This window comes from Tepidanaerobacter sp. EBM-49, from assembly GCF_001896645.1.
Lineage (GTDB): Bacteria > Bacillota > Thermosediminibacteria > Thermosediminibacterales > Tepidanaerobacteraceae > Tepidanaerobacter > Tepidanaerobacter syntrophicus.
Window position 1 is genome coordinate 25,516 of the sequence record NZ_MPPE01000013.1, and the last position, 25,457, is coordinate 50,972.

Annotated in this window: 24 protein-coding genes; all 24 read left to right on the forward strand. The window is 38.6% G+C overall.

The genetic code is table 11. The features are described 5' to 3' along the window. The 24 genes from hemW to dnaG all read left to right on the forward strand — a co-directional run bounded on the left by hemW (nt 1) and on the right by dnaG (nt 25,444). Nucleotides 1-1,128, forward strand: coding sequence for a radical SAM family heme chaperone HemW (gene hemW, locus BUE08_RS02125; protein WP_286680244.1), 1,128 nt, complete (start codon nt 1-3; stop codon nt 1,126-1,128). Between the two features lie 85 nt (nt 1,129-1,213). After that, nucleotides 1,214-2,245: a heat-inducible transcriptional repressor HrcA gene (gene hrcA, locus BUE08_RS02130; RefSeq protein WP_273039255.1), complete on the forward strand. Its 1,032-nt coding sequence runs from the start codon at nt 1,214-1,216 to the stop codon at nt 2,243-2,245. Nucleotides 2,246-2,314: 69 nt separating this feature from the next. Next, nucleotides 2,315-2,926: a nucleotide exchange factor GrpE gene (gene grpE, locus BUE08_RS02135; RefSeq protein ID WP_083497715.1), complete on the forward strand. Its 612-nt coding sequence runs from the start codon at nt 2,315-2,317 to the stop codon at nt 2,924-2,926. A gap of 15 nt (nt 2,927-2,941) precedes the next feature. Further along, entirely contained in the window at nt 2,942-4,795 is a 1,854-nt protein-coding gene (dnaK, locus tag BUE08_RS02140; protein WP_059032965.1) for a molecular chaperone DnaK, read from the forward strand. Nucleotides 4,796-4,833: 38 nt separating this feature from the next. Beyond that, complete coding sequence (dnaJ, locus tag BUE08_RS02145) at nt 4,834-6,036, forward strand: molecular chaperone DnaJ (RefSeq protein ID WP_286680245.1); 1,203 nt, start codon at nt 4,834-4,836, stop codon at nt 6,034-6,036. Between the two features lie 20 nt (nt 6,037-6,056). Beyond that, nucleotides 6,057-7,001: a 50S ribosomal protein L11 methyltransferase gene (prmA, locus tag BUE08_RS02150; RefSeq protein ID WP_059032963.1), complete on the forward strand. Its 945-nt coding sequence runs from the start codon at nt 6,057-6,059 to the stop codon at nt 6,999-7,001. Nucleotides 7,002-7,020: 19 nt separating this feature from the next. Next, the gene (locus BUE08_RS02155; RefSeq protein WP_059032962.1) at nt 7,021-7,773 is read left to right on the forward strand and encodes a 16S rRNA (uracil(1498)-N(3))-methyltransferase; all 753 of its coding nucleotides are present in this window, start codon (nt 7,021-7,023) and stop codon (nt 7,771-7,773) included. Then, entirely contained in the window at nt 7,773-9,083 is a 1,311-nt protein-coding gene (gene mtaB, locus BUE08_RS02160; protein ID WP_286680246.1) for a tRNA (N(6)-L-threonylcarbamoyladenosine(37)-C(2))-methylthiotransferase MtaB, read from the forward strand. Before BUE08_RS02155 ends, mtaB begins: the two co-directional genes overlap by 1 nt. A gap of 98 nt (nt 9,084-9,181) precedes the next feature. Beyond that, nucleotides 9,182-9,523: a histidine triad nucleotide-binding protein gene (locus tag BUE08_RS02165; RefSeq protein ID WP_059032960.1), complete on the forward strand. Its 342-nt coding sequence runs from the start codon at nt 9,182-9,184 to the stop codon at nt 9,521-9,523. 107 nt (nt 9,524-9,630) lie between these two features. Further along, nucleotides 9,631-9,816 carry a 30S ribosomal protein S21 gene (gene rpsU, locus BUE08_RS02170; RefSeq protein ID WP_059032959.1) on the forward strand — a complete coding sequence of 62 codons (186 nt, stop codon included), beginning with the start codon at nt 9,631-9,633 and terminating at the stop codon, nt 9,814-9,816. 14 nt (nt 9,817-9,830) lie between these two features. After that, the gene (locus tag BUE08_RS02175; protein WP_059032958.1) at nt 9,831-10,277 is read left to right on the forward strand and encodes a GatB/YqeY domain-containing protein; all 447 of its coding nucleotides are present in this window, start codon (nt 9,831-9,833) and stop codon (nt 10,275-10,277) included. 95 nt (nt 10,278-10,372) lie between these two features. Then, on the forward strand, nt 10,373-11,704 hold the full coding sequence (locus BUE08_RS02180) for an NfeD family protein (protein ID WP_213951692.1): 1,332 nt from the start codon (nt 10,373-10,375) through the stop codon (nt 11,702-11,704). Nucleotides 11,705-11,707: 3 nt separating this feature from the next. Next, nucleotides 11,708-12,706, forward strand: a complete 999-nt coding sequence (gene floA / locus BUE08_RS02185) for a flotillin-like protein FloA (protein WP_286680247.1) — start codon at nt 11,708-11,710, stop codon at nt 12,704-12,706. A gap of 8 nt (nt 12,707-12,714) precedes the next feature. After that, nucleotides 12,715-13,119 (forward strand): hypothetical protein, encoded by a 405-nt coding sequence (locus tag BUE08_RS02190; protein WP_286680248.1) that lies wholly within the window; start codon nt 12,715-12,717, stop codon nt 13,117-13,119. Between the two features lie 214 nt (nt 13,120-13,333). After that, nucleotides 13,334-14,269 carry a PhoH family protein gene (locus tag BUE08_RS02195; protein WP_059033233.1) on the forward strand — a complete coding sequence of 312 codons (936 nt, stop codon included), beginning with the start codon at nt 13,334-13,336 and terminating at the stop codon, nt 14,267-14,269. A gap of 9 nt (nt 14,270-14,278) precedes the next feature. Further along, nucleotides 14,279-16,372, forward strand: coding sequence for an HD family phosphohydrolase (locus tag BUE08_RS02200; protein ID WP_286680249.1), 2,094 nt, complete (start codon nt 14,279-14,281; stop codon nt 16,370-16,372). After that, nucleotides 16,369-16,845, forward strand: a complete 477-nt coding sequence (ybeY, locus tag BUE08_RS02205; protein ID WP_238142663.1) for an rRNA maturation RNase YbeY — start codon at nt 16,369-16,371, stop codon at nt 16,843-16,845. Before BUE08_RS02200 ends, ybeY begins: the two co-directional genes overlap by 4 nt. Nucleotides 16,846-16,863: 18 nt before the next feature. Beyond that, a complete protein-coding gene (locus BUE08_RS02210; protein ID WP_213951695.1) occupies nt 16,864-17,235 on the forward strand; it encodes a diacylglycerol kinase family protein in 372 nt (123 codons plus the stop codon). A 35-nt stretch (nt 17,236-17,270) separates the two neighbouring features. Continuing rightward, the gene (recO, locus tag BUE08_RS02215) at nt 17,271-18,023 is read left to right on the forward strand and encodes a DNA repair protein RecO (protein WP_059032952.1); all 753 of its coding nucleotides are present in this window, start codon (nt 17,271-17,273) and stop codon (nt 18,021-18,023) included. Between the two features lie 104 nt (nt 18,024-18,127). Further along, the gene (gene ccpN, locus BUE08_RS02220; protein WP_059032951.1) at nt 18,128-18,760 is read left to right on the forward strand and encodes a transcriptional regulator CcpN; all 633 of its coding nucleotides are present in this window, start codon (nt 18,128-18,130) and stop codon (nt 18,758-18,760) included. 38 nt (nt 18,761-18,798) lie between these two features. Further along, nucleotides 18,799-19,599, forward strand: a complete 801-nt coding sequence (locus BUE08_RS02225) for a pyruvate, water dikinase regulatory protein (protein WP_238142661.1) — start codon at nt 18,799-18,801, stop codon at nt 19,597-19,599. Nucleotides 19,600-19,601: 2 nt separating this feature from the next. Then, on the forward strand, nt 19,602-22,256 hold the full coding sequence (gene ppdK, locus BUE08_RS02230; RefSeq protein ID WP_286680250.1) for a pyruvate, phosphate dikinase: 2,655 nt from the start codon (nt 19,602-19,604) through the stop codon (nt 22,254-22,256). Nucleotides 22,257-22,442: 186 nt separating this feature from the next. Beyond that, a complete protein-coding gene (locus BUE08_RS02235) occupies nt 22,443-23,447 on the forward strand; it encodes a deoxyguanosinetriphosphate triphosphohydrolase (RefSeq protein WP_059032948.1) in 1,005 nt (334 codons plus the stop codon). Between the two features lie 152 nt (nt 23,448-23,599). Further along, complete coding sequence (dnaG, locus tag BUE08_RS02240) at nt 23,600-25,444, forward strand: DNA primase (protein WP_286680257.1); 1,845 nt, start codon at nt 23,600-23,602, stop codon at nt 25,442-25,444. Nucleotides 25,445-25,457: the final 13 nt, after the last annotated feature.

Sequence of the window (25,457 nt, forward strand, 5' to 3'; positions counted from 1 at the left end):
ATGAAACCAATAGGACTTTATATTCATATTCCTTTTTGTGTTAAAAAATGCAATTACTGTGATTTTAATTCATTTACAAAACCGGAACTCATATCTTCGTATATTTCTGCTTTAAAAAAAGAAATCGAAACTCTAAAAGACAAAGACTATATTGCGCAGACTATATTTGTCGGCGGCGGGACGCCTACCATCCTCAGTCCCGAGGAACTGGAAGATGTTTTCCATACAGTTTACAAAAATATCCCGGTATCAGATAATGCCGAAATTACGATAGAAGCTAATCCTGGAACGCTGACAGAAGAAAAGCTTCTGGCTTTAAAATATGCTAAAGTAAATAGGCTAAGTATAGGTCTTCAGGCATCTCAAGACAGATTACTAAAAACAATTGGCAGAATTCATACCTTTAAAGATTTTAAAATAAATTTCGAAGCAGCTCGCCGCATCGGTTTTGATAATATTAATATAGATTTGATTTTTGGCCTTCCTACACAATCTGTAAATGATTTTAGAGAAACCTTACAACAAGTTTTGGAATTAAATCCTGAGCATATATCGTGCTATTCCCTTTCTATTGAGGAAGGTACAGTATTTTATCGCCTATTGCAAGAAGAAAAACTTAAATTGCCTTTGGAAGATGAAGAAAGACAAATGTATTATGAAGCGATTAAAATTCTTAATCAAAGCGGTTACGAACACTACGAGATTTCAAATTTTGCGGTGCCGAAAAGGCAATCAGAGCATAATAAAATCTATTGGAGCTATAAGGAGTATCTTGGACTTGGAGCAGGAGCCCATTCTTTTATAGAAAATCAAAGATTTTACAATTATCCACTGATTGAAGACTATATTTATTCCATGAAAAACTTATCAAGTGCTGTGGCTGAAAGAGAAGATATAAGCATTAGAGAACAGCAAGCAGAATTTTGTTTTTTGGGGTTGCGTCTTTTGGAAGGTATAGATAAAAAAGTTTTTAAACAGAGATTTGGTACAGAATTTATGCAGGTTTACAAAAATGCTGTTGAAAATATGAAAAAAGAAGCACTTATTGAAGAAAAAGGCGATAAAGTCAGATTAACCAAAAAGGGATTGGATTTTGCCAATATAGTTTTTGCAGAATTTTTACCTTAAATTCTTGACAAAAAGTAATGTAAGTGGTATTTATATATTAGGTTTAGCACTCTAAAGATGAGAGTGCTAAAGGAGGTGGAACAGGGTGCTTGATGAGAGGAAACTAAAGATACTAGCGGCAGTGATTGAGGAATATATTGCAACTGCCGAACCTGTCAGCTCTAGAACGATAGCCAGGAAATATAATCTAGGTATAAGTCCTGCGACTATACGCAATGAAATGGCGGATTTAGAAGAATTAGGTTATTTATTCCAGCCGCATACATCGGCAGGACGAGTTCCATCACATAAGGGATATAGATATTATGTGGATTTTTTGCTGCCTTCGCGAAAACTTAATGAGATGGAACAGCAGTTAATAAGACGTGTTTTTGAAAAAAGATTAAATGATCTAGAAGAAATTACTAAGCAGGCTGCCCGAGTGATTTCGAGACTTACAAGCTATACTGCAGTAATAATGGGGCCACAACTTGAAAGCAGCTCCTTAAAACACATACAAGTCAGCAGAGTTGATGAAGAAAAAGGATTACTGCTTATTGTTACAAATTACGGCAACATCAGCCACCATATTATAGATCTGCCTAAGAACTTTACAGATTCTGATCTTACCAGAATATCAAATATACTAAACGACAATCTTACAGGAAAAACTTTCTCAGAAATTACGGAAGAATTGATGAATGCTATAAGAAATGAAATGATCGAATATGATGAGCTGCTGAATATATTGTTGGAAATATTACTAAACAATCTTGAAGAAATGCAGCAAAATGCGCCGCTTATTTCCGCGGGCAGTTCAAAAATGCTGGAATATCCGGAATTTCAAGATGTAGAAAAGGTAAAAACTTTCCTCTCATTGTTAGAACATCATGAGTTGATTACAAGAGCCCTAAAGGAAGTATCAAGACCCAATACAATTACCGTAACTATCGGCAATGAAAACAGGCTTGTTGAACTGCAAGATTTCAGCATAATAACGGCCGATGTTTCTATAAACAAAAAGAACGTGGGAATATTTAGCATAATGGGTCCTACGCGCATGGAATATTCAAGAGCGATATCGATACTTGAACAAGTTACAGATTATATTATTAAAACAATAGCCGAAATGCTATAATATTTAAGGCTTATAAAGCAACAAGATCACAAGCAGCTTGAGTAAAAAGGAAAGGGGGAAGGAGATACCATGACTGCGGATAACTTTTGCAGTAACGGTAATGATAAAGAAGGCAATATAGAGCCTAAAGGAAAGGCTTATGATAGTATGCAAAAAAATGGGCCGGATGGTGAGGCTCAAGGAGAAAATAAAGGAGAAATAACTGATAATATGGAACAAAATCTTGATATGAGCCAGATTATTGAGGCTAAAGAAAAGGAAATTGATAACTATAAAAATAAATGGTTAAGAACTCAGGCCGATTTAGAAAATTACAGAAAACGGGTTGAAAGAGATATCCAGGAAATTCACAAATATGCAGGTGAAAAATTAGTAAAAGACATCCTACCCATTCTTGACAACTTTGAAAGAGCTTTGTCTGCAATTGAAGATAAGGAAAGCGACCTTTATCGAGGCGTAGAAATGATATATGAAGAATTTAAAAGAATGCTGGAAAAACATGGTGTTAAAGAGATCGAAGCACTTGGAAAACCTTTTGATCCGTACTACCATGAGGCTATAATGACTGTAGAAAGTAATGAACATGAACCAGGTATAGTTGTTGAGGTTGTAAGAAAAGGATATATGTATAATTCTAAAGTAATAAGACCTAGCATGGTTAAAGTTTCTAAGAATAATTAAAAGGGGTGATTTGATATGACTAAAGCAATAGGAATAGATCTTGGAACAACTAACTCAGTAGTAGCATACATGGAAGGTGGCAAACCTGTAATAATACCGAATGCGGAAGGCTCTAGACTTACCCCATCGGTAGTTGCATTTACAAAAGATGGTCAACTTTTAGTCGGCCAATTGGCAAAAAGGCAAGCTATAACCAATCCCGAAAGAACTATTCAATCAATAAAAAGATATATGGGAACAGATTATAGGGTTCATATAGATGATAAAACTTATACTCCGCAAGAAATATCCGCGATGATTCTGCGAAAACTGAAACAAGATGCGGAGAGCTATCTTGGAGAAAAAATTACGAAAGCAGTTATAACGGTGCCTGCTTATTTTTCAGACAGTCAGCGGCAGGCTACAAAAGATGCAGGTACAATAGCCGGTCTTGAAGTGCTCAGAATAATAAATGAGCCTACAGCTGCAGCACTTGCTTACGGCCTTGATAAAACCGGAGATCATACGATTTTGGTCTTTGACTTAGGTGGTGGTACCTTCGACGTCTCTATCCTTGAAGTTGGCGATGGAGTATTTGAAGTAAAAGCTACCAGTGGAAACACTAGACTTGGCGGCGATGATTTCGATCAACGCATTATCGATTATATAGCAGAAGAGTTCAAAAAAGAGCACGGTATTGATTTAAGAAAAGATCGTATAGCTCTACAGAGATTGAAAGAAGCAGCTGAAAGAGCCAAGATAGAATTGTCAAGTGTTTTAAGCACTGAGATAAATCTGCCTTTTATTACAGCAGACGCGAATGGTCCCAAACACTTAGAGATGACCTTAACTAGAGCAAAATTCGAAGAACTTACAAGAGATCTGGTAGAGGCTACTTTAGGTCCTACAAAGAGGGCATTATCAGATGCTGGTTTAGAGCCTAAGGACATTGATAAAGTAATATTAGTGGGCGGTTCAACGAGAATTCCGGCAGTACAAGAAGCAATCAAAAAATTAATGGGTAAAGAACCCCAAAAAGATCTTAATCCGGATGAAGTTGTAGCCCTTGGAGCTGCAATTCAAGCCGGGGTTTTAATGGGAGAAATAGATGACGTGGTTCTCCTTGATGTAACACCACTGTCTCTTGGAATTGAAACTTTAGGCGGCGTATTTACGAAGATAATTGATAGGAATACAACTATTCCCACATCCAAGAGTCAAATATTTACAACTGCAGCAGATGGTCAAACAAGTGTTGAAATCCATGTGCTTCAAGGCGAACGTCCGATGGCTGCAGACAATATTACGCTTGGAAGGTTCCAGCTTACCGGAATTCCGCCGGCTCCAAGAGGGGTGCCGCAAATTCAAGTTACTTTCGATATAGATGCTAATGGTATTGTAAGCGTAAGCGCTAAAGACCTCGGAACAGGTAAAGAACAGAAGATTACAATTTCTGCGACTTCAACCCTTAGCCAAGATGAAATTGAACGAATGATAAAAGATGCAGAAAGATTTGCCGAGGAAGACAAGAAGAAGAGAGAAAAAATCGAGGCAAAAAATAAAGCTGACTCGTTAGTATACGAATCAGAAAAAATGCTGTCTGATTTAAAGGATAAGATTAGCAAAGAAGATGAAGAGAAAGTCAGAAATAAGATTGCAGATGTGAAAGCTGCTATCGAATCTGATGATATCAATAGAATCAAAAGTGCAACAGATGAACTTACAAAAGTATTCTATGATATTTCTTCCAAATTGTACCAGAGCGGAGCTCAAGCTGGTTCTACTCCTCATGATTTTTCAGGTTCTAGCCAAGAGGATGCGGGAGCCGGCGCTGCAAGCGATGAGAAAGTTGTAGATGCTGATTATAAAGTGGTGGATGATGATAATTAACGGCTCTTTTCGGGCTGACTTAGATGAGGTGATGCCGATTGGCACAAAAAAGAGATTATTATGAAGTGTTGGGCGTCAGCAGAGATGCAACCGAAGAAGAAATAAAAAAAGCATATAGAAAGCTAGCCCGTAAATATCATCCTGATGTAAACAAAGAGGATAAGGATGCTACTGAAAAATTCAAGGAAATAAATGAAGCTTACGAAGTTCTTAGCGATCCCGAAAAGAGAGCGCAATATGATCGATTCGGCCATGCAGGAATGGGTGAAGGTGGTTTTAGCACAAGCGGTACCGGTGGATTTGGCAATTTTGGTGGATTTGGCAATTTCGGTGGTTTTACTGATTTTGGTGATTTTGGCGGCGGTAGTATCTTTGATGATATATTTGATATATTCGGCGGAGGTTTCGGAAGCACAGGTTCCAGAAGGAGCCAAAGCAGAAGAAAGGCCCCTATGCGGGGAGCCGATCTTCAATATGAATTAGAGATAACTCTTGAAGAAGCCGCCTTTGGTGCGGAAAAGGAAATTGAACTTTACCGTATGGAGAATTGCGAGGCTTGCGCCGGCACTGGAGCTAAAGCCGGCACCGGCGCAAAGACATGTCCCACATGCCAAGGCACTGGTCAGGTAAGGCAAGCTCAAACAGTAGGTAATATACACTTTACCAATGTAACTACATGTCCAAAATGTGGTGGCAGTGGTCGTATTATCGAGGAAGTATGTCCTGAGTGCAACGGCCTTGGGAAAAAAAGAGTTGCTCGCAAAATTAAAGTAAATATTCCCCCCGGAGTAGATAGCGGTTCTAAATTGCGTATTGCAGGTGAAGGTGAAGCGGGAGAAAACGGCGGACCTCCAGGAGATCTGTATATTGTGGTTCGGGTAAAGCCCCACAAGCTTTTTGTAAGAGAAGGAGACGATCTTGTTTATAAAGTCCCGATTTCCTTTGTCCAGGCAGCTCTGGGAACCGAAATAGAAGTTCCTACTTTAGACGGCAAAGTTAAGCTTAAAATACCGGAAGGAACACAGCCGGGAACTCGATTCCGCTTAAGATCAAAAGGCATGCCGCGCAGTAAAGGCCGTGGCAGAGGGGATATGTATGTGGAAGCAGAAGTGATAATACCTAAGAATCTAACTGAGGAACAGCGAGAGCTTTTGGAGCAGTTTGCTAAAATCAGCGGAGAAGATGTAAAATCCTCATCAAAAGGTTTTTTTGGTAAAATGAAAGGCGCCTTTGGCGTATAATATCAAGCAGGAGGGTTTAAATGAACTGGGTAGAAATAAGAGTAAAGACTACAACAGAGGCCATTGAAGCGGTTTCGAACATTTTTTACGAAGCCGGCGTAGCCGGAGTTGTTATCGAGGATCCAAAAATCTATCTTCGCCCTCATGATACAGAGGAATGGGATTATATAGAAATCCCGGAAGGATTAGATTTTGAAGTAGCTCAAGTGACAGGGTATTTAGTAGAAGACAGCAGCCTTGCCGAGAGGGCGGAAACGATCCGAAAACGAATAAATGAACTTCCGAATTATGGTCTTAACATCGGTAAGGGTGAAATAATTCTAACAACTATTTCTGAAACCGATTGGAGTACCGCATGGAAAAAATATTACAAACCTACCCATATAGGAAATAGAATTGTAATTAAACCTTCCTGGGAGACATATACTCCAAAACCCGAAGAAATTGTTATAGAACTGGATCCGGGTATGGCCTTCGGCACAGGCACACATGAAACTACAGTTTTATGCCTTGAAATTTTAGAGAAATACGTAAAACAAGGAATGACAGTAATTGATGTAGGGTGTGGTTCCGGCATATTGTCCATAGCAAGCGGGAAGCTGGGAGCAAGCCAAGTGTTAGCAATTGATACAGATGAAAACGCTGTACGTATTACCCAAGAAAATGCCGAAAGGAACGGACTGGATACAGTTATTCAGGCTATAAAAAATGATAAATTAAAAGACATTGATTTTAAAGCCGATATAATAGTTGCCAATATAATAGCCGACGTTATAATCGATTTGAGTAAAGAAGCAGCATTATGCTTAAAAGATGGCGGCATATTTATAGCGTCCGGAATTATAAAAGACCGAAAACTTTCTGTAATTGAAGCTTTAGAAAGGAACGGTTTCGACTTGGTTGAACAATTTGAAAAGGGCGAATGGGTTGCTCTTGTGTCAACTCAGACCCCCATCGGCAAGTAGGATGGGGGTGTTTTGTTTTATGCCAAGATTCTTTATATTTAAAGATTTGAATATAGGTGAACACACTGGGATTTCGGGAGAAGAAGCCCACCACATTGCCCGAGTGCTTAGGTATAAAAAAGGCGATATTATAAGTATTTCTGATGGCAAAAATATAGAGTATACAGGCTTAATTTTAGATATCGACATTAAAGGTCCTATAATCGAAATTGAAATTATAGATAAGAAAAATGCAGATCCAATTCGACCTTATATTACATTATATTGCGGCTTGCCTAAGGGTGAAAAGTTTGAATGGATACTCCAGAAAAACACAGAAATAGGTGTAAGCGAATTCGTACCCATGATAACTGAGCGAACAGTAGCTAATATCATGCCTTCTAAATCTGAATTTAAATTAGCGCGATGGAGCAAAATCGTTCAGGAGGCCGCAAAACAATGTATGAGGATTAATATACCAGAAGTAAGAGAGATATGCGACTTTGACACGGCTCTTAGCAAAACTGGCGACTGCCAGCTAACCATAATTCCCTGGGAAAATGAACGTGAGACTTCATTAAAAGATGTATTAAAATATAAAGGTAGAGGTGCTTCGAAAGTTGCGGTATTTATAGGTCCTGAGGGCGGTTTTTCCGAAAAAGAGATAGAAAAGGCAGTGGCTATAGGAGCAACGCCTGTAAGCTTGGGCCCTAGGATTTTGAGAACAGAAACTGCTTCATTTGCAGTATCCAGCATTATTATGTATGAAATAGGCGACATAGGAGGAAGATAATGCCTAAAGTAGCTTTTTACACATTAGGGTGTAAAGTTAACCAATACGAGTCGGCAGCGATGGCCGAACTTTTTGAAAATAGAGGCTATACCATAGTGGATTTTGATAGCGAAGCAGATGTCTATATTATAAATACTTGCAATGTTACAAACGAAAGCGCCAGGAAATCGCGCCAAATCATCCGAAAGGCTATTCGCAGCAATCCGACGGCAAAGATTGCGGTAGTCGGCTGCTATGCTCAGACAAATGCCGACGAAATCCTTAAGATACCAGGCGTATCAGTTATTCTAGGGACTAAAGACAGACAAAAAATTGTAGATTTACTGCAGCAGTCAGATAAAACCGAGGCCCCTGTAGTCGATATTAAAAATGTAATGAAAGAGGAGACATTTGAGGAAATAGCAGTAAAGGGACATCGCCAAAAAACAAGGGCTTTTTTAAAGATAGAAGATGGCTGCAATATGTTCTGCTCTTATTGTATAATCCCATATGCAAGAGGACCGGTTAGAAGCCGCATGCTTAATAACATTCTAAACGAAGCCGAGAATTTGGCTAAGGATGGTTTTAAAGAAATAGTGCTTACCGGCATTCATCTTGGCTTGTATGGGACCGACTTAAAAGATAAAACAAGTCTGCTGGATGTAATCTCTGAAATTGCAAAAATTCAAGGCATCGAAAGAATAAGGTTAAGCTCTATAGAAATCATAGAACTTACTGACGAATTTCTATTAGGACTTTCAAAAATAGATAAATTCTGCCATCATTTTCACGTGCCGCTGCAAAGCGGATGTGATAGCGTTCTACAAAGGATGAATCGCCGTTATACTACAGCTGAATTTGCAGAAAGGGTAAGCCGCATAAGAGAATTACTGCCGGATGCATCCATTACTACAGATGTAATTGTAGGATTTCCGGGAGAAACTGATGAAGAATTCGAACAAACCAAAAACTTTATAAAAGCAATCGATTTTTCAAAACTACATGTGTTCCCCTTTTCTCCCCGCAAAGGAACACCGGCAGCCGCTATGACAAATCAAGTTGAAAAAGATATTAAAAGTACAAGATGCCATGAACTCTTAAAACTGAGCGAAAAACTCGAGGGAAACTTTCGAAATAAATTTTTAAATTCTTCACAAAAAGTACTCTTTGAGGATAAAACAGGTAACGGCCTCTATGAAGGTTTTACTGAAAACTATATTAAAGTTGTAGCACCCTCGACTTCGAATGCCAATCTTCACAATAAAATAGCTTGCGTTAAGTTAATAAAGAACCTAAACGATTGTGTTTATGGCGAAATAGCAGAACCATAAAAAATATTTGCCGAAAAGAAGGAAATTGATAAGTCGATGTTGAATAAATTTAAATAAGCTTTTATTTAATTACGAAATAGTAAGGAGGTGGAATTTCGATGGACTGTGTATTTTGCAAGATAATAAACAAAGAAATCCCGGCTAAAATTGTTTACGAAGATGAAGATCTAATTGCTATTAACGACGCCAATCCCCAAGCACCCATCCATCTCCTTTTGATTCCAAAGCAGCATCTAAAGTCAATCATGGAAATAAACGACGAGAACGCACAAATACTTGAGCAAATTATCAAACTTGCACAAAAACTTGCAGGAGAATTTGGGATAGATGAAAAGGGTTTCAGGCTAGTAGTAAACACAGGTAATGATGGAGGCCAAACTGTCCCTCATTTGCATTTTCATTTACTGGGCGGCAGATTTATGAAATGGCCCCCGGGTTGATATTGACGATAACAAAATGAAGGCATATAATAAGCTATAATCCCAGCGTATTATATAATTAAAGCAATGTTTAAGGCAGAAAGTGCAGCGGAGGGAGGGAATAAAGAATGTCAGAAGAAGTAAGAGTGGGAGAAAATGAGTCGCTTGATAGCGCGCTTCGCAGATTTAAAAGAAAATGTCAAAGGTCAGGAGTACTTTCCGAAGTGAGGAAACGCGAACATTATGAAAAACCCAGCGTTAAACGCAAGAAAAAATCCGAAGCAGCCCGTAAAAGAAAAACCCGTAAGTTTTAAGGAGCGTATGCGGCATGTCGCTAAAAGATATGTTGAATGAAGATATGAAAGTTGCTCTAAAATCAGGAGATAAAGACAGGCTTTCCGTTATTCGGATGGCAAAGTCCGCTATTGTCTATGCTGAAAAAGAAAAATGCCACGAGCTAAATGATGAAGAAGTGGTAGAGGTTCTTTTAAAGGAAATAAAAAAACGCAAAAACGATATTAGCGAATATGAGCGATTAGGTAAATCCGAAGTTGTAGAAAGTCTGGAAAAGGAAATAGAAGTTCTATCAAAATATCTCCCTCAGCAATTAACTGCAGAAGAACTTGAAGAAATAGTGCGTCAAAGTATTCGTGAGGTTGGCGCGACAAGTATAAAAGATATGGGCAAGGTTATGGGTGCCGTAATGCCCAAAATAAAAGGCAGAGCTGACGGCAGCTTAGTCAGTGAGACTGTAAAAAAGTTTTTACAGCAGTAAATATAATTTAAGAGCTTGGTGTCTTGTGATACCAGGCTCTTTTAACAATTAGGCAAGAAAGCACATACACAGATTGAGAATTTAAGGAGAAAAGCATGAGATATAAAAAAGCTTTAATCACATTTGTTTCGATTTGCTTGATATTTACTTTTCTTCAGATATGCAAAGCTGAAAACAATTCGGATGGCAAGACATATATATATGTTATTCCGGTAGAAGGGGTAATAGATAACGGTGTTGCTGTATTTACTGAAAGAGCTATAAATGAGGCTGAAAAAACTCAGGCAAAGGCCCTGATTTTTGAAATAGATACACCTGGTGGCGAAGTCAATTCAGCTATAAAAATTAGCAACAATATTCTTCGCACATCTATTCCTACAGTTGCATTCATAAATAAAGAAGCTACTTCGGCTGGCGTTATTATCGCGATATCTTGTGAGAAAATCATGGCAGTTCCGGCAGCGACCATAGGGGCCGCTGAAACTCGCCCGAATGAGGAGAAATATATTTCTTATTGGTCTTCGGCCCTAAGAGCAGTAGCGGAAGCAAGAGGTAGAGATCCACAGCTGGTTGCGGCGATGGCAGATTCAGATATAGTTATCGAAGGGGTAAAAGAAAAGGGCAAGATTTTATCCCTTACTACCAAAGAAGCCCTAAAACTGGGGCTCATAGATGAGCAAGTGGAAAATTTAGACGAAGTTATACAAAAAATCTTGCCAGAAAACAAAGGCAATGCCGAGATTATTAGAGCAAAGATGAACCTTCCGGAACAAATTGCGCACGTAGCCTCAAATCCCTACATAGCACCGATTTTATTAATGATTGGGATAGTAGGCATTGTGACCGAGATACTCTCACCGGGTTTTGGAATTCCTGGAGTAATCGGACTTATAGCCTTTGGTTTGTTTTTTGGCGGAAGTTTTATGGCAGGGGCTGCGCCTGCTTGGGTTCTCGGCCTGTTTATATTAGGAATGGCACTTCTTTTAATAGAAATATTTATGCCTGGTTTCGGAGTTTTCGGAGTAACAGGGATTTTATCAATAATTGCAGCTATAATAATGGCTTTTCCAAATCTTGAGCAGGCACTGATATCTGTCATTTTTGCTATAGCAGCAAGTAGCATCATAATATACTTTTTGATGAAGAGAATTACCGTAAACCCGATCTTTAACCGTATAATATTAGGCACAAAACAAGAAAAAGCCAAAGGTTATGTAGCAACAAGTAAAGATGCAAGTGAATTTCTCGGAGCTAAAGGCAAAACAATTACCCCATTAAGACCTACCGGTGCAGCAGTAATAAATGGAGAAAAGGTCGATGTTTTGGCAGAAGGAGAGTTTATACCAAAAAATTCAGAAATCGTAGTTATAAAAGTTGAGGGAAGCAAGATTATAGTAAGAAATGCTAACAATAAGGAGAGTGAATAATTTATGGGATTCACGATAGGAATGCTTTTAATTGTTGCTGTAGTTTTTATTTTCTTAGCAGTTGTTTTAAGCTTTGTCCCCTTGGGCCTTTGGATTTCGGCCTTAGCTGCGGGAGTAAAAATAGGGATATTCAATTTGATAGGCATGAGACTTCGCCGCGTCCCTCCACATAAGATCGTAAATCCATTGATAAAAGCAGTGAAGGCCGGATTAGATGTGGGAGTTGACAAACTTGAAGCTCATTATCTTGCAGGCGGTAATGTAGACAGAGTGGTAAATGCTTTAATAGCAGCTCAGAGAGCTGAAATTCCACTTACCTTCGAAAGAGCCGCAGCTATAGATTTGGCAGGTAGAAATGTTCTAGAAGCTGTCCAAATGAGCGTAAATCCTAAGGTAATCGAAACCCCTGTAGTAGCGGCAGTAGCCAAAGATGGCATTGAGGTGAAAGCGAAAGCCCGGGTTACCGTAAGAGCTAATATTGACAGACTGGTAGGAGGTGCAGGCGAAGAAACAATTATTGCAAGAGTTGAAGAAGGAATAGTTACAACAGTAGGCTCAGCGGAAAGCCATAAAGCTGTTTTAGAAAACCCTGATTCCATATCACGGACAGTTTTAAATAAAGGCCTTGATTCAGGAACAGCCTTCGAAATCCTTTCAATAGACATAGCAGATGTTGATGTAGGCAGAAACATAGGCGCACAACTTCAAACAGATCAAGCCGAAGCAGATAAGCGCATTGCCCAGGCGCGAGCCGAAGAACGCAGGGCAATGGCAGTAGCAAAAGAACAAGAAATGAAAGCTATGGTACAAGAAATGCGGGCAAAAGTTGTTGAAGCAGAAGCGGAAGTTCCAAAGGCTTTAGCTGAGGCCCTAAGACAGGGAAAGCTTGGAGTTCTGGATTATTATAATATGAAAAATATCATTGCAGATACACAAATGAGGGATTCTATATCAAAACTTGCACCTAAAACCGACGATGATTCTCAACATAACAAAGAGTAGGTGATTTGGTGGAAGATCTAATTGTAATAATTCTTCTTGCAGTGCTTGGCATGATAGCCAAAGGGCGAGAACGATCTCAAAAATCAAAAAAGCCGGATATAAAGCCGATTCCAAAGAAAGAAGTCATTGCTCAAAAAAGCACCTCTCCCCTTCCTACAGCTGATGTTTATAATCCAGTAGGAGAAGCTGCCTTGGCTTTTGAAGAGTCTGTAGGAGTTGAAGAGAAATCTAATTTATTACATGCTCAAATTAAAACGAGACTTCCGGAAAAACAAACAGAGGTGAAAAATGAGCAAAAACCTAAGGAAGGCATAGATCTTTCCGATGCTTTTGATCGTGAAGGCATTCTTAAAGGGATAATAGTGCATGAAATACTTTCACCACCGAGAGCACTGGATAATAAAAGGCGCTGACTAATAAATGTTTGGTTATTAAACCTTATAGCTTAACTGCTGTAAGGTTTTTTACTATAAAATATGGAATTCTACTCAATACTATGGTATATTAAAAGTACAAAGAGAACAAAACAGAATGTTCTCGAAGTAATTTATTAATCTATATCAGGGAGGAAAGAATTTGAGAGATAACACAGCAGAAGCCAGGGTTGCCGTAGATAATATAAATAAAATGACATCCTTGTTTGGCAACCGCGATATAAATGCAAAATATATCGAAGAGCAATTCGATGTGAGAATAGTAACTCGCAATGACGAGATTTCAATAATCGGAGAGGAAAAGGATGTTAAAACCGTAGAGCAGCTTTTAAATCAGATGGTTGAAATGCTGCAAAAAGATGATGCTCCTACGGCAAATGATGTAAAATATTTTGTAAGACTTGCAAAGAATGGAGAGGGAGAAAAGATAAACGAATTATATGATGACGTGGTATGCTATACCCACCGTGGAAAACCGATAAAACCGAAGACAATTGGCCAAAAGCTTTACACACTTGCAATGAAGAAAAACGATATAGTTTTTGGAATAGGCCCCGCTGGAACCGGTAAAACCTATCTTGCTATGGCGATGGCAGTTACAGCATTTAAAGAGAAAGAAGTCAACAGAATTATCTTGACAAGACCTGCTGTTGAAGCTGGCGAGAAACTCGGATTTTTGCCGGGAGACCTTCAAGATAAAGTTGACCCGTATTTAAGGCCGCTGTATGATGCTTTATATGATATTTTAGGAGTAGAAGCTTTCCGCCGTTACATGGAAAAGGGATTGATTGAAGTGGCTCCCCTTGCCTACATGCGCGGACGAACTTTAGATGATTCCTTTGTTATACTTGACGAAGCCCAGAACACTACATCGGAGCAAATGAAGATGTTTTTGACGCGCCTTGGCTTTGGGTCAAAAGCAGTGGTTACCGGTGACTTAACGCAAGTTGACTTGCCTAAAGGGGTTTATTCAGGCCTTGAAGAAGTGAGAGAGATATTAAAAGATATAAAAGGAATACAGTTTGTATACCTTGATGATAAAGATGTGGTAAGACACGAAGTTGTTCAGCGAATAATTAAGGCTTATGAAAGGTTTGACGAAAAGCGCCTTAAAAAGAACGTGGAGTGATATATAACCGTGGCAAAGCTTGCTTTTCCCAAGAGATTTATAGAATCAGTCCTTACTAGTTCAATGTTCCAGAAGGTGGCGCTGGGGCTTTTTTTCTTTATAGCACTGACAGCAATGATATTTTTTTCTGCAATTCCTCCAAAATACGATGTAAGAATTGGCGAGGTTCTCCAAGAAAATATTATAGCAAAGAAGGATACAATAAATTCAATTGAAACAACTAAACTTCGACAGGCCGCAGCCGATGCTGTCCCCAAAAAATATACCTTAAATCAAACCGTTACTGCTGAAGTAAAAAACCAAACTGATAATATATTTAATTACATTAAAGAAATTAGAAACAAAGATTTCCTGACTGATGAAGAAAAAATTAAGTCATTAAGAGAAGAAATCTCAACCGAGATATCCGATGAATCATACAACAAACTTGTTGCGATAAGCGACACATCTCTAAAAGAACTTGAGACAATAGTAAAGGCCGTAATTGAAGAAGTTATGGAGGAAGGCGTTAAAGAAGATTCATTAGAAAGGACAAAAAAATATGTAATAGATGAGTTTAAAGACCTAAAACTGCCTGCAGAATATAAAAATATAGGCGAAGAAATTGCCTTATTTACGATTAAGCCTAATATGATATATGACAGAGAAGCAACTGAGGAACAGCAGCGGGAGGCCATGGAAGCCGTAGCCCCAGTAAAAGTTGTTGCAAATCAGGTGCTAATTGAAAAAGGAACAGTTATAACAAAAGAGCATAAAGAAATGCTAAAGGAATTAGGATTACTTGTGGGAGAGCCGTGGGCAGATTTAAGCTTGATTGCCGGAGCTTGCATAATATCGGCTCTCCTTACCGGTATGTTAGGCTACTCCATATATACTTTTCATAAAAATGTATACGCCAACAATGTATATTTAGCTCTATTTGTAACGATAATACTCGCTACTCTGGTTATTTCAGTAGGGATAAAACCTATTTCAAAATATCTGGTGCCTTTGGCGGCGGGCAGCATGCTTATATCTATTCTCATCAATCCCAATATAGCGATACTTTCAAGTTTTGCCATGAGTGCGGTATGTGGGATAATGTTTGAAAATGATTTTTCATTTATATTAGTTGCGCTTGCAGGGGCGCTTGCAGGAGTTTTTTGCTCAACAAAAGTGTCGCTAAGATCTGATCTTACAAAGGCTGGAGTGATAATTAGCACAATAAATGTTTTTAGTATAACGGGCCTTCTGCTTTTGAATAATAGCAGCACGTTTTTGGAAGTAGCAAGGCAAAGTGCCTGGGGACTCGTCAATGGGATTTTATCTTCCATACTTGCAATTGGCATGCTTCCTTTTTTAGAAACTGCCTTTGGAATTACAAGCGCCATAAAACTGCTAGAACTTTCAAATCCGAACCAGCCACTGCTTAGAAAATTAATGCTGGATGCACCGGGCACCTACCATCATTCCGTAATAGTCGGCAACTTGGCAGAGGCAGGCGCCGAAGCTGTTGGTGCAGATGCCTTACTTGCCCGGGTGGGGGCAGATTATCACGATATTGGTAAATTAAAACGCCCATATTTTTTTATAGAAAACCAATTTATGTCGGATAATCCTCATGATAAATTAACTCCTGCTCTTAGTGCGTTAATTATTACATCGCATGTAAAAGACGGGATTGAATCGGCGGACAAATACCATCTTCCATCCTGCATTAAGGATTTCATTCAGCAGCATCATGGGACTACCTTACTATCATTTTTTTACAATAAGGCTTTAGAAGAAAACGGTGACAATAAAGATAAAAAAGTAGATAAGGAAATATATCGTTATGAAGGCCCCAGGCCTCAGAAAAAAGAAGTTGCAATAGTAATGCTGGCAGACTGCGTTGAAGCTGCAGTTAGGTCTATGCCAAATCCTACTCCCGGCAAGATCGAGGGATTGATTCGCCAGATAATCAAAGATAAACTTTCCGACGGACAATTAGATGAGTGCGATTTAACCTTAAAAGACCTTGATAAAATAGCAATCGCTTTTTCTAAAGTGCTTACGGGAATTTTTCATACGCGTATCGAATATCCCGAAAAACTAAGGGAATTACAAGGAAAGGACTTGGAATGATGGCAGATGTAATAATAAACAATATGCAAAACAAAATTGAGGTTTCAAAAGAACTGGAAGATCTTATAGCGAAGGTAATTAATGCTGCACTACTAGCTGAAAACGTGTCAGGTGATGTGGAAGTCAGCATTGTGCTTGTAGATGATGAATATATTCAAAATCTTAATAAAAACTATAGATCAATCGATGCACCGACAGATGTACTTTCTTTTGCTATGCGGGAAAGCGTGGATGAATCGGATATCAGCTTTGAATGTGAAGAAGAAGAGTTATTGGGAGATGTGGTCATTTCATTGGAAAGGGCTAGGAGCCAAGCTGAGGAATATGGTCATTCGATAGAACGGGAGATCGGATTTTTAGTAACTCACGGCATATTACATCTTTTGGGTTATGACCATGAGACTGAAAGCGAAAGAGCAGTTATGAGAAATAAAGAAGAGAAGATTTTAGAATCCATAGGTTTAACAAGATGACAAAAGAGGTTGGCTAAGATGAAAAAAACCCGAAGCCTGGGAGAAAGTTTTTTATGCGCTTTAGCAGGGGTGGTTTACGCATTTAAAACCCAACGCAATATAAAAATTCATTTTTCTGCTGCAATAATAGTTGTATTACTAAGCTTTATACTCAAACTTAGCATATCTGAAATCTTAGCGATTTCCTTGACGGTTACAATGGTATTAGTTGCAGAAATGATTAATACAGCAATTGAGACAGTTGTTGATATGTATACCACAGAATATCATCCGCTAGCTAAAGCTGCTAAAAATGTAGCGGCCGGCGCTGTGCTCATATCTGCAGTAAATGCAGTAATAGTCGGATACATAGTTTTCTTTAAAAAAATAATTATGTTTTTAAATATGTAAAATACTGATTGTATTAATGAAGGAGTAAACTTTAAATGGCTCTTTATAGAACTGATGCCGTAGTCTTAGGCCACAGAAATTTAGGCGAAGCAGATAAAGTGCTTACGCTTTTTTCGCCTGACAAGGGCAAAATCCATGTTGTGGCAAGAGGAGTTAGACGGCCTCGCAGTCCCATTTTAGCCGGTACTCAGCTTTTTTGCTACAGCAATTTTTTGATTTTAGAGAACAAAAGTCTGGATTCTGTAAGCCAATGCGAAATCAAGGAATCTTTTTTTAGAATACGCCAGAGCCTAGAGGCTGTAGCATATGGATTGTATTTTGCAGAGCTTCTGAGAGCATCGACGCCCTTAGAAGATAAAAATAAACAGCTTTTTGATTTCTTTTTAAAAACAATGTATCTATTGCAGGAATCAGAAAATCCGGAGGTACTAAGCAGGATTTATGAAATAAAGCTTTTAGCACTTAATGGTTTTACACCGGAACTTTTTAGGTGCGTGAACTGCGGCAAAAAAAATTTTAATATAATTTATTTTAGCCCTTCAATGGGAGGCATTCTCTGCAGAGATTGTATCGAAAAAGATAAAAAAGCGGTAAACATTACTACAGATACCTTAAATGTAATGAGAAAGATGCTGACAAAGACCTATGAAGAACTGGAAGACATTGAAATTAAAGAATATACTAAACAGCAGCTACAGGAGATATTAGAGCTTTTTATAGAATATCATATTGATAAAAAACTTAAAACAACCCAATTTATAAAAGACGTCCAAAGCTTTCACTCATAATGCCTAAAATAATTCTTTCTGTAAAAAGAGGATTTTTGAAAGTTTTGTAGTATAATATTAGTTGGCATTTGCAGCCTGTGCGTTTTTGAAGGGAGTGAAAACTCATAAAATTATCACCAAGACAGGCTTTGATAGTAGATATAGTAAAAAAAAATGAGCCAATTACAAGCGAACAAATTGCGGAAAAACTTAATTTGACCCGATCGGCACTGCGACCGGATCTTGCAGTTTTGACTATGCTTGGTGTGCTGGAGGCAAGACCTAGAGTAGGCTATTTCTTTACCGGTAAAGCCGTAGATACTTTAATATCAGAGAAAATAACTGATATTAAAGTAGACGAAATCAAAGCAACTCCGGTAATCGTAAAAGAAAGCACTTCTGTATATGATGCAATAGTTACCTTATTCTTGACAGATGTGGGCACCTTATTTGTTTCAGACGATGAGGGGAATCTGCAGGGGATAGTTTCCCGAAAGGACTTGCTTAAAACAGCCATAGGAAATACTAATACGCATCAAATACCTATAGGTGTTGTTATGACTAGGATGCCCAATATAGTAACTGTAACTCCCGAGGAAAGCGCATATGAAGCCGCAAGAAAGATTGTAGATCATCAAGTCGATGCACTACCGGTGGTTAAAGCTGTAATAGAAAACGGTCAAGAAAAGTATAAAATAGTTGGCAAAGTGACTAAAACAACTATTACTAAACTTTTTGTTGAGCTTGGAAAGAACTGAAGGGAGGGATAATTATAAAAGAAGATAAAAACCAGCCGGTGGTTTTTGTTGTTTCAGATTCTATTGGAGAAACAGCAGAAATTGTAACCCGTGCAACAATGGTTCAATTTAACTCCGGAAAAGTAGAAATCCGTAAAATCCCTTATGTAACGGATAGTGAATATGTGACAGACATAATTGAAGAGGCAAAACATACGGACAACTGTATAATTGTTTGCACTATCGTCCTGCCTGAGGTAAGGCAGCTTCTTATAAATCTTGCAAACGAAAACAACATTCCAATTGTGGATTTAATGGGACCCATGATGGAAGCCTTCTCAAAAATAATTGATGTGAAACCTCATCTGCAGCCTGGCTTAGTTCATCGAACAGATGAAGATTACTTTAAAAAGGTAGAGGCAATAGAATTTGCCGTGCAGTATGATGACGGCAAAGACCCGAGAGGCCTTTCCCGTGCCGATGTAGTGCTTATCGGTGTTTCCAGGACTTCCAAGACTCCCTTAGCAATGTTCCTTGCTCATAAAAGACTTAAAGTGGCTAATTTAAGGCTCGTACCTGAAGTGGCGCCTCCGGATGAATTGTTCACTCTAGCGCCCAATAAAATTGTAGGTCTTACTATAACTGCGGAAAAATTATATGAAATAAGACGTGAAAGACTAAAGGCTATGGGACTTGACGAAAAAGCAAGCTATGCGCAACTTGACAGAATAAAAGAAGAACTTGAGTATGCTGAAAACATTATGAAAAAAATCGGATGTCCACAAATTGATGTTTCGAATAAAGCAGTAGAAGAGATAGCAAGTAATATATTGGAAATAATACAGAAAGGGGAAATGTAAAGATGGCAAAAAAATATGTTTACAATTTTCGCGAAGGCAATGCTCAAATGCGCAAGCTACTTGGAGGAAAAGGCGCAAATCTGGCAGAAATGACAAAAATAGGTTTGCCTGTACCTATGGGCTTTACAATTACCACGGAAGCTTGCTTGAACTATTATGAGGAAGGTGAAAAAATATCGGAGGATATTTTATCCCAGATTTTTCAAGCATTGGAAGAGCTAGAAAAAGAAATGGGCAAAAAGCTTGGAGATCCTAAAGATCCTCTCCTTGTGTCCGTAAGATCAGGCGCTGCTATATCTATGCCCGGTATGATGGACACGATACTTAACTTAGGCCTAAATGATGAGAGCGTAAAAGGGCTTGCAGAGAAAACCGGCAACGAGCGCTTTGCCTATGACAGCTACAGAAGATTTATTCAGATGTTTGGAAATGTAGTTATGGAAGTTCCTCATGAAAAGTTTGAAGAAATAATAAGCGAGGTCAAAAAGAAAAAGAATGCTACATATGACACAGAACTAGATGCTGAAGACTGGAAGGAAGTTATAGAGGGCTATAAAAAATTGATAAGAGAAGAGACTGGGCGAGATTTTCCCCAAGATCCAAAGGAACAGCTTCTAATGGCAGTAGAAGCGGTGTTTAAATCTTGGAACAATCAGAGGGCAAAAGTCTACCGCAGGATTAATAAGATACCTGATGATTTAGGAACTGCTGTGAATGTTCAGGCAATGGTATTCGGGAATAAGGGCAATGATTCAGGAACCGGTGTTGCATTTACAAGGAATCCCTCTACCGGCGAAAAAGAAGTTTATGGCGAATTTTTAATGAATGCTCAGGGCGAAGACGTAGTTGCAGGTATCAGGACACCTCAAGATATAAAACAGCTTAAAGAAGTAATGCCTGAGGTTTATGAGCAGTTTATAAATGTTTGCAACTTACTTGAAAAACATTATCGGGATATGCAGGATATAGAATTTACCATTGAAAACGGCAAACTATACATGCTGCAGACCCGCAGCGGCAAACGCACAGCACAAGCAGCCGTTAAAGTGGCAGTTGATATGGTAAAGGAAGGCCTCATAACTAAAGAGGAAGCAATTCTTAGGGTGCCGGCGGGCCAAGTAGAGACCCTGCTGCACCGCAGAATAGACCCAAATGCAAAAGTGCAGCCAATAGCCAAAGGATTGCCGGCTTCACCAGGTGCAGCCTGCGGCCGTGTGGTTTTTGATCCGGATGAGGCAGAAGCTCTTGGAAACAACGGCGAAAAAATAATCCTTGTCAGAACGGAAACTACTCCTGACGATATTCATGGTATTGTAGCGGCTCAAGGCGTACTTACAAGCCGTGGAGGCATGACAAGCCATGCTGCTGTTGTGGCAAGAGGAATGGGCAAACCATGTGTATCAGGTTGTGAAAGTATTCGAATCGACTATGAAAAACAAGAGTTTAAAGTCGGGCAGATTACAGTTAAAAAAGGTGATATAATTTCTATTGATGGTTCGACAGGAGAGGTTATGCTTGGCCAAGTCCCGTTAATTGATCCTGAGCTTTCTGAAGAATTTAATCAAATTCTTGCTTGGGCCGATGAAATACGCAAACTAAAAGTTAGAGCAAATGCTGATACACCATCTGATGCTCAAAAGGCATTGGAATTTGGCGCAGAGGGAATAGGTCTTTGCAGGACAGAGCATATGTTTATGGCTCAGGATCGGCTGCCGGTAGTTCAGCAGATGATTATGGCGGAGACCAAAGAAGAAAGGGAAGAAGCACTGAGCAAGATTCTTCCAATGCAGCAAAAAGATTTTGAAGGCATATTCCAAGCAATGGAAGGTCTGCCTGTTACCGTAAGGTTATTAGATCCCCCGCTTCATGAATTTTTGCCTAATGAGGAAGAACTCATAGTTGAAATAATGGAACTTAAGGCGAAAGGCCCATCCAAAGAATTAGAAGAAAAACAAGAAATATTAAAGAAAGTTCGTGCGCTAAGCGAAATGAATCCAATGTTGGGACTTAGAGGATGCAGGCTTGGCCTCTTATATCCCGAAATATATACTATGCAAGTTAGAGCGATACTTACGGCAGCATGCAATCTTGCAAAGAAAGGCGTAAAAGTTCTTCCTGAGATCGAAATACCATTAGTAGGACATGAGGCTGAACTTAGAATTCTAAGAGAAGCCGTAGAAAAAACAGCAGAAGATGTGTTTGAAGAAGAAGGAATTAAAGTACACTACCTAATAGGTACAATGATTGAGCTGCCGAGAGCTTGCCTTACTGCTGATAAAATTGCAAATTATGCAGATTTCTTCTCTTTTGGAACAAATGATTTGACACAGACAACATTCGGCTTTAGCCGAGATGATGCTGAGGGCAAAATACTTCCACATTATATTGAAAACAAGATACTAAGCGATTCACCGTTTATTGTTTTAGATAGAGATGGAGTCGGCTTATTAATGAAGATGGCAGTAGAAAAAGGCCACAGTGTAAAACCTGATCTTCTGATAGGTATTTGCGGTGAGCACGGCGGCGAACCCAGTTCGGTAGAGTTTTGTCATATGATAGGGCTTGATTTTGTAAGTTGTTCGCCCTTTAGAGTACCAATAGCACGACTTGCTGCGGCACAAGCTCAGCTTACAAATCCCAGAGAGGATAATAATTAAGATAGGTTAAAAAGCTTATATCCGTAAATATAAAAACAAAAAAGCAAGAGTGCCAATTACGTTTTGTTGCACTCTTGCTTTATCTATTTTTTAATAAATTAGAGGAAAAAGGGATCTTGATATCGAATATCATATATACGAGAATGACCAAAAGCTGATTCGGAAATCTTTAAGGAGTGGTGTCCTGTGAATTTTCGCGAAAGACAGGAGGACTTTGAAAGAAATTATCTTTCCCCTTACGCCTCTCTGAGCTGTAATACGAAAGGCCGATGCAGAGAGGAGGAAAAATGTAGTATAAGAACAGATTTTCAAAGAGACCGAGACAGAATAATTCACTCAAAAGCTTTCCGACGATTAAAACACAAAACCCAGGTATTTATTTCGCCTGAAGGCGACCATTACAGAACTCGTATCACTCATACACTAGAAGTATCTCAGATAGCACGGACGATATCTCGAAGTTTAAGATTAAACGAAGACCTAACAGAAGCTATTGCATTAGGGCACGATCTAGGACACACACCTTTTGGGCATACGGGCGAACAAGTGCTAAATGAGCTTTTAGACGAGGGCTTCAGACATGAAGAGCAAAGCCTTAGAGTCGTAGATTTTTTGGAAAAAGGCACAGGGCTTAATCTTACATGGGAAGTGCGAGATGGGATTAGAAACCATACCACAAGGGGAAAACCTGCAACATTAGAAGGATATGTAGTAAGGCTATCTGATTGGATTGCATATATAAATCATGATATTGATGATGCTGAAAGAGCAGGAATACTTAAAGAAGAGGACCTGCCGCGAAAATCAGTTGCCATTTTAGGCAAAAAGCACGGAGAGCGTATTGATACAATGATTAAGGATGTTATCGAGACAAGCTATGAAAAAGCCGAAGTAAAAATGAGTGATAATGTTTTTAATGCAACTTGGGAACTGAGAACATTCCTCTTTGAAAAGGTTTATATAGGTTCATCTGCAAAGACCCAGGAAAACAAAGTCAGAGAAATGATCAAACTCTTATTCGAACATTATATTAATAACCCGGATCTTATGCCTTTAGAATTTGTAAAAATATCCCAGGAGTCAGGAATTCAAAGAGCGGTGGCTGATTATATAGCAGGAATGACGGATATTTTTGCAATAAGCAAGTTCAAAGAGTTTTTTGTTCCATCATCATGGCCCTTGGAAATATAAAAAATTTTGCTCATAGATTTGTAAAAATAAAAGAAGGAATAATGGGTATTAACGTAGAATAATGTTTTATGTAAATTTGAAAAGAGGAGAGATAAATCAATAAACCAAAAAAGAACTACTTTATTAATGATTGAGGAAGTTTTTGAGGTTTGGTGAAGAAAATGGGGTTTTATCCTGAAGACATTATTAAAGAAGTGCAAAACGCAGCTGATATAGTGGCTGTTGTTTCAGAATATGTTTCTCTCAAAAAGCAGGGTGAGAATTACAAGGGTCTATGCCCTTTTCACGATGAAAAAACTCCTTCATTTAGTGTAAATGGAGAGAAGCAGCTGTTTTATTGCTTTGGGTGCGGCGCAGGTGGAAATGTTTTTAACTTTGTAATGAAAAAAGAAAATCTTAGCTTTCCTGAGGCTGTCAGGTATCTTGCAGATAAATTTAATGTAAGACTTCCGCATGATATGAATCAGGAGTTTTCCGAGGAATTTCGAACAAAACGTGAATATTTTTCAATAAATAGGTTAGCGGCAAAATACTATAACTACTGCTTACTTCATACAAGCGAAGGTAAAAACGCGATAAATTATTTGAAAAAACGCGGTATAAGAGACGAGACAATAGAAAAGTTTTGTATTGGTTATGCTCCAAAATCCTGGAATTCGCTTATCAAATTTTACAAAAGTAAAGGTATAAGCGCTGAAGCCTTGGAGAAAATAGGTCTTGCCATACCGCGAAAGGATAAAAAAGGTTTTTATGACAGGTTTAGGAACAGGATAATTTTTCCTATAGAGGATATTACAAGAAACATAATAGGATTTGGAGGGCGCGCCCTTGATGAATCCCTTCCGAAATATTTAAATTCTCCTGAAACGCCGCTGTTTTCAAAAGGCGATAATTTGTATGCTCTTTCAAAAATAAAAAAAGATCCGTCTTTAGACGTTATTATAGTCGAAGGTTATATGGACTGCATAATGCTGCACCAACACGGCTTTGAAAATGCCGTAGCTTCTTTGGGCACTGCCCTTACAAAAAACCAGGCAAAGCTGCTTAAAAAATATACAAATAGTGTTATTCTCTCATATGATGGAGATGCAGCCGGAGAAGCTGCTACTGTAAGAGGAATGGAAGTATTGGCTCAAGAAGGACTTTATGTAAAGGTTCTAGCTTTGCCTGAAGGCAAAGACCCTGACGAAATAGTAAGCATATACGGTCCGGATTATTTCCGAGGTCTTCTAAATAATGCAGAAGATCTAATAAATTATAAATTGACTTTAGCAAAAAAAGGTATTAATATAAATAATTCGGAGGAGAAATTAAAATTTATTGAGCGAGCTATAGAGATCCTCAGCGCTGTGGACAGCGAACCGGAACTAGAGATATATGCTAGGAAACTAGCTTCAGAAATTGGCATTTCTGCCGGTTCTATAATAAAGGAAGCAAAGGGAAAAAGAAAAAAATCAGCTCAAGCAATGTCGCGAGCCGGTTCTAGAGAAGGTTTAACCGGTTCGAATAATTTTGTCTTATCTAAAGCACCCGCAATCAGCGGAGTTCATAAGGCCGAGCGTAAGCTGCTAAAATTTATGCTTGAAAGTGATAATCGTATGTGGAAAAACTTGGGAGAAAAAATTGAACCTCGATTTTTTACAAATAAAAACACAAAAAAAATTGCTGAAATTATATTTGAAATGGTCAATAAAAATCAAGAGGTAAATGCCTCTGACATTTTTAATTATTTAGATGAAGAAGAAGGCGCAGAACTTTCAGCGATACTTTTTGAAAATCTAATTTCAGACGACAAAGAAATTATAAATTCTCTTGTTGTCAAGATAAAACAAGGATATCTTAAAAAAGCCATATCTCAAGTGAGACGAGAGATAAAGGAAGCTGAAATGCTAGGTCAAAGAGAGGAGATCAACAGTCTTTTGAATACCTATCAACAACTTAAGACTGAAATGAATGGATTAAAGACTTACACTAATCCGGGGAAGGAGGGGGCATAATGGCAGAAAAAGA

What these genes read in the sequence shown, in the direction of transcription:
- hemW (WP_286680244.1), top strand. Translation starts at nt 1, where the DNA reads ATGAAACCAATAGGACTTTATATTCATATTCCTTTTTGTGTTAAAAAA.
- grpE (WP_083497715.1), top strand. Translation starts at nt 2,315, where the DNA reads ATGACTGCGGATAACTTTTGCAGTAACGGTAATGATAAAGAAGGCAAT.
- dnaK (WP_059032965.1), top strand. Translation starts at nt 2,942, where the DNA reads ATGACTAAAGCAATAGGAATAGATCTTGGAACAACTAACTCAGTAGTA.
- prmA (WP_059032963.1), top strand. Translation starts at nt 6,057, where the DNA reads ATGAACTGGGTAGAAATAAGAGTAAAGACTACAACAGAGGCCATTGAA.
- BUE08_RS02155 (WP_059032962.1), top strand. Translation starts at nt 7,021, where the DNA reads ATGCCAAGATTCTTTATATTTAAAGATTTGAATATAGGTGAACACACT.
- mtaB (WP_286680246.1), top strand. Translation starts at nt 7,773, where the DNA reads ATGCCTAAAGTAGCTTTTTACACATTAGGGTGTAAAGTTAACCAATAC.
- BUE08_RS02165 (WP_059032960.1), top strand. Translation starts at nt 9,182, where the DNA reads ATGGACTGTGTATTTTGCAAGATAATAAACAAAGAAATCCCGGCTAAA.
- rpsU (WP_059032959.1), top strand. Translation starts at nt 9,631, where the DNA reads ATGTCAGAAGAAGTAAGAGTGGGAGAAAATGAGTCGCTTGATAGCGCG.
- BUE08_RS02175 (WP_059032958.1), top strand. Translation starts at nt 9,831, where the DNA reads ATGTCGCTAAAAGATATGTTGAATGAAGATATGAAAGTTGCTCTAAAA.
- BUE08_RS02180 (WP_213951692.1), top strand. Translation starts at nt 10,373, where the DNA reads ATGAGATATAAAAAAGCTTTAATCACATTTGTTTCGATTTGCTTGATA.
- floA (WP_286680247.1), top strand. Translation starts at nt 11,708, where the DNA reads ATGGGATTCACGATAGGAATGCTTTTAATTGTTGCTGTAGTTTTTATT.
- BUE08_RS02195 (WP_059033233.1), top strand. Translation starts at nt 13,334, where the DNA reads ATGACATCCTTGTTTGGCAACCGCGATATAAATGCAAAATATATCGAA.
- ybeY (WP_238142663.1), top strand. Translation starts at nt 16,369, where the DNA reads ATGATGGCAGATGTAATAATAAACAATATGCAAAACAAAATTGAGGTT.
- BUE08_RS02210 (WP_213951695.1), top strand. Translation starts at nt 16,864, where the DNA reads ATGAAAAAAACCCGAAGCCTGGGAGAAAGTTTTTTATGCGCTTTAGCA.
- recO (WP_059032952.1), top strand. Translation starts at nt 17,271, where the DNA reads ATGGCTCTTTATAGAACTGATGCCGTAGTCTTAGGCCACAGAAATTTA.
- ppdK (WP_286680250.1), top strand. Translation starts at nt 19,602, where the DNA reads ATGGCAAAAAAATATGTTTACAATTTTCGCGAAGGCAATGCTCAAATG.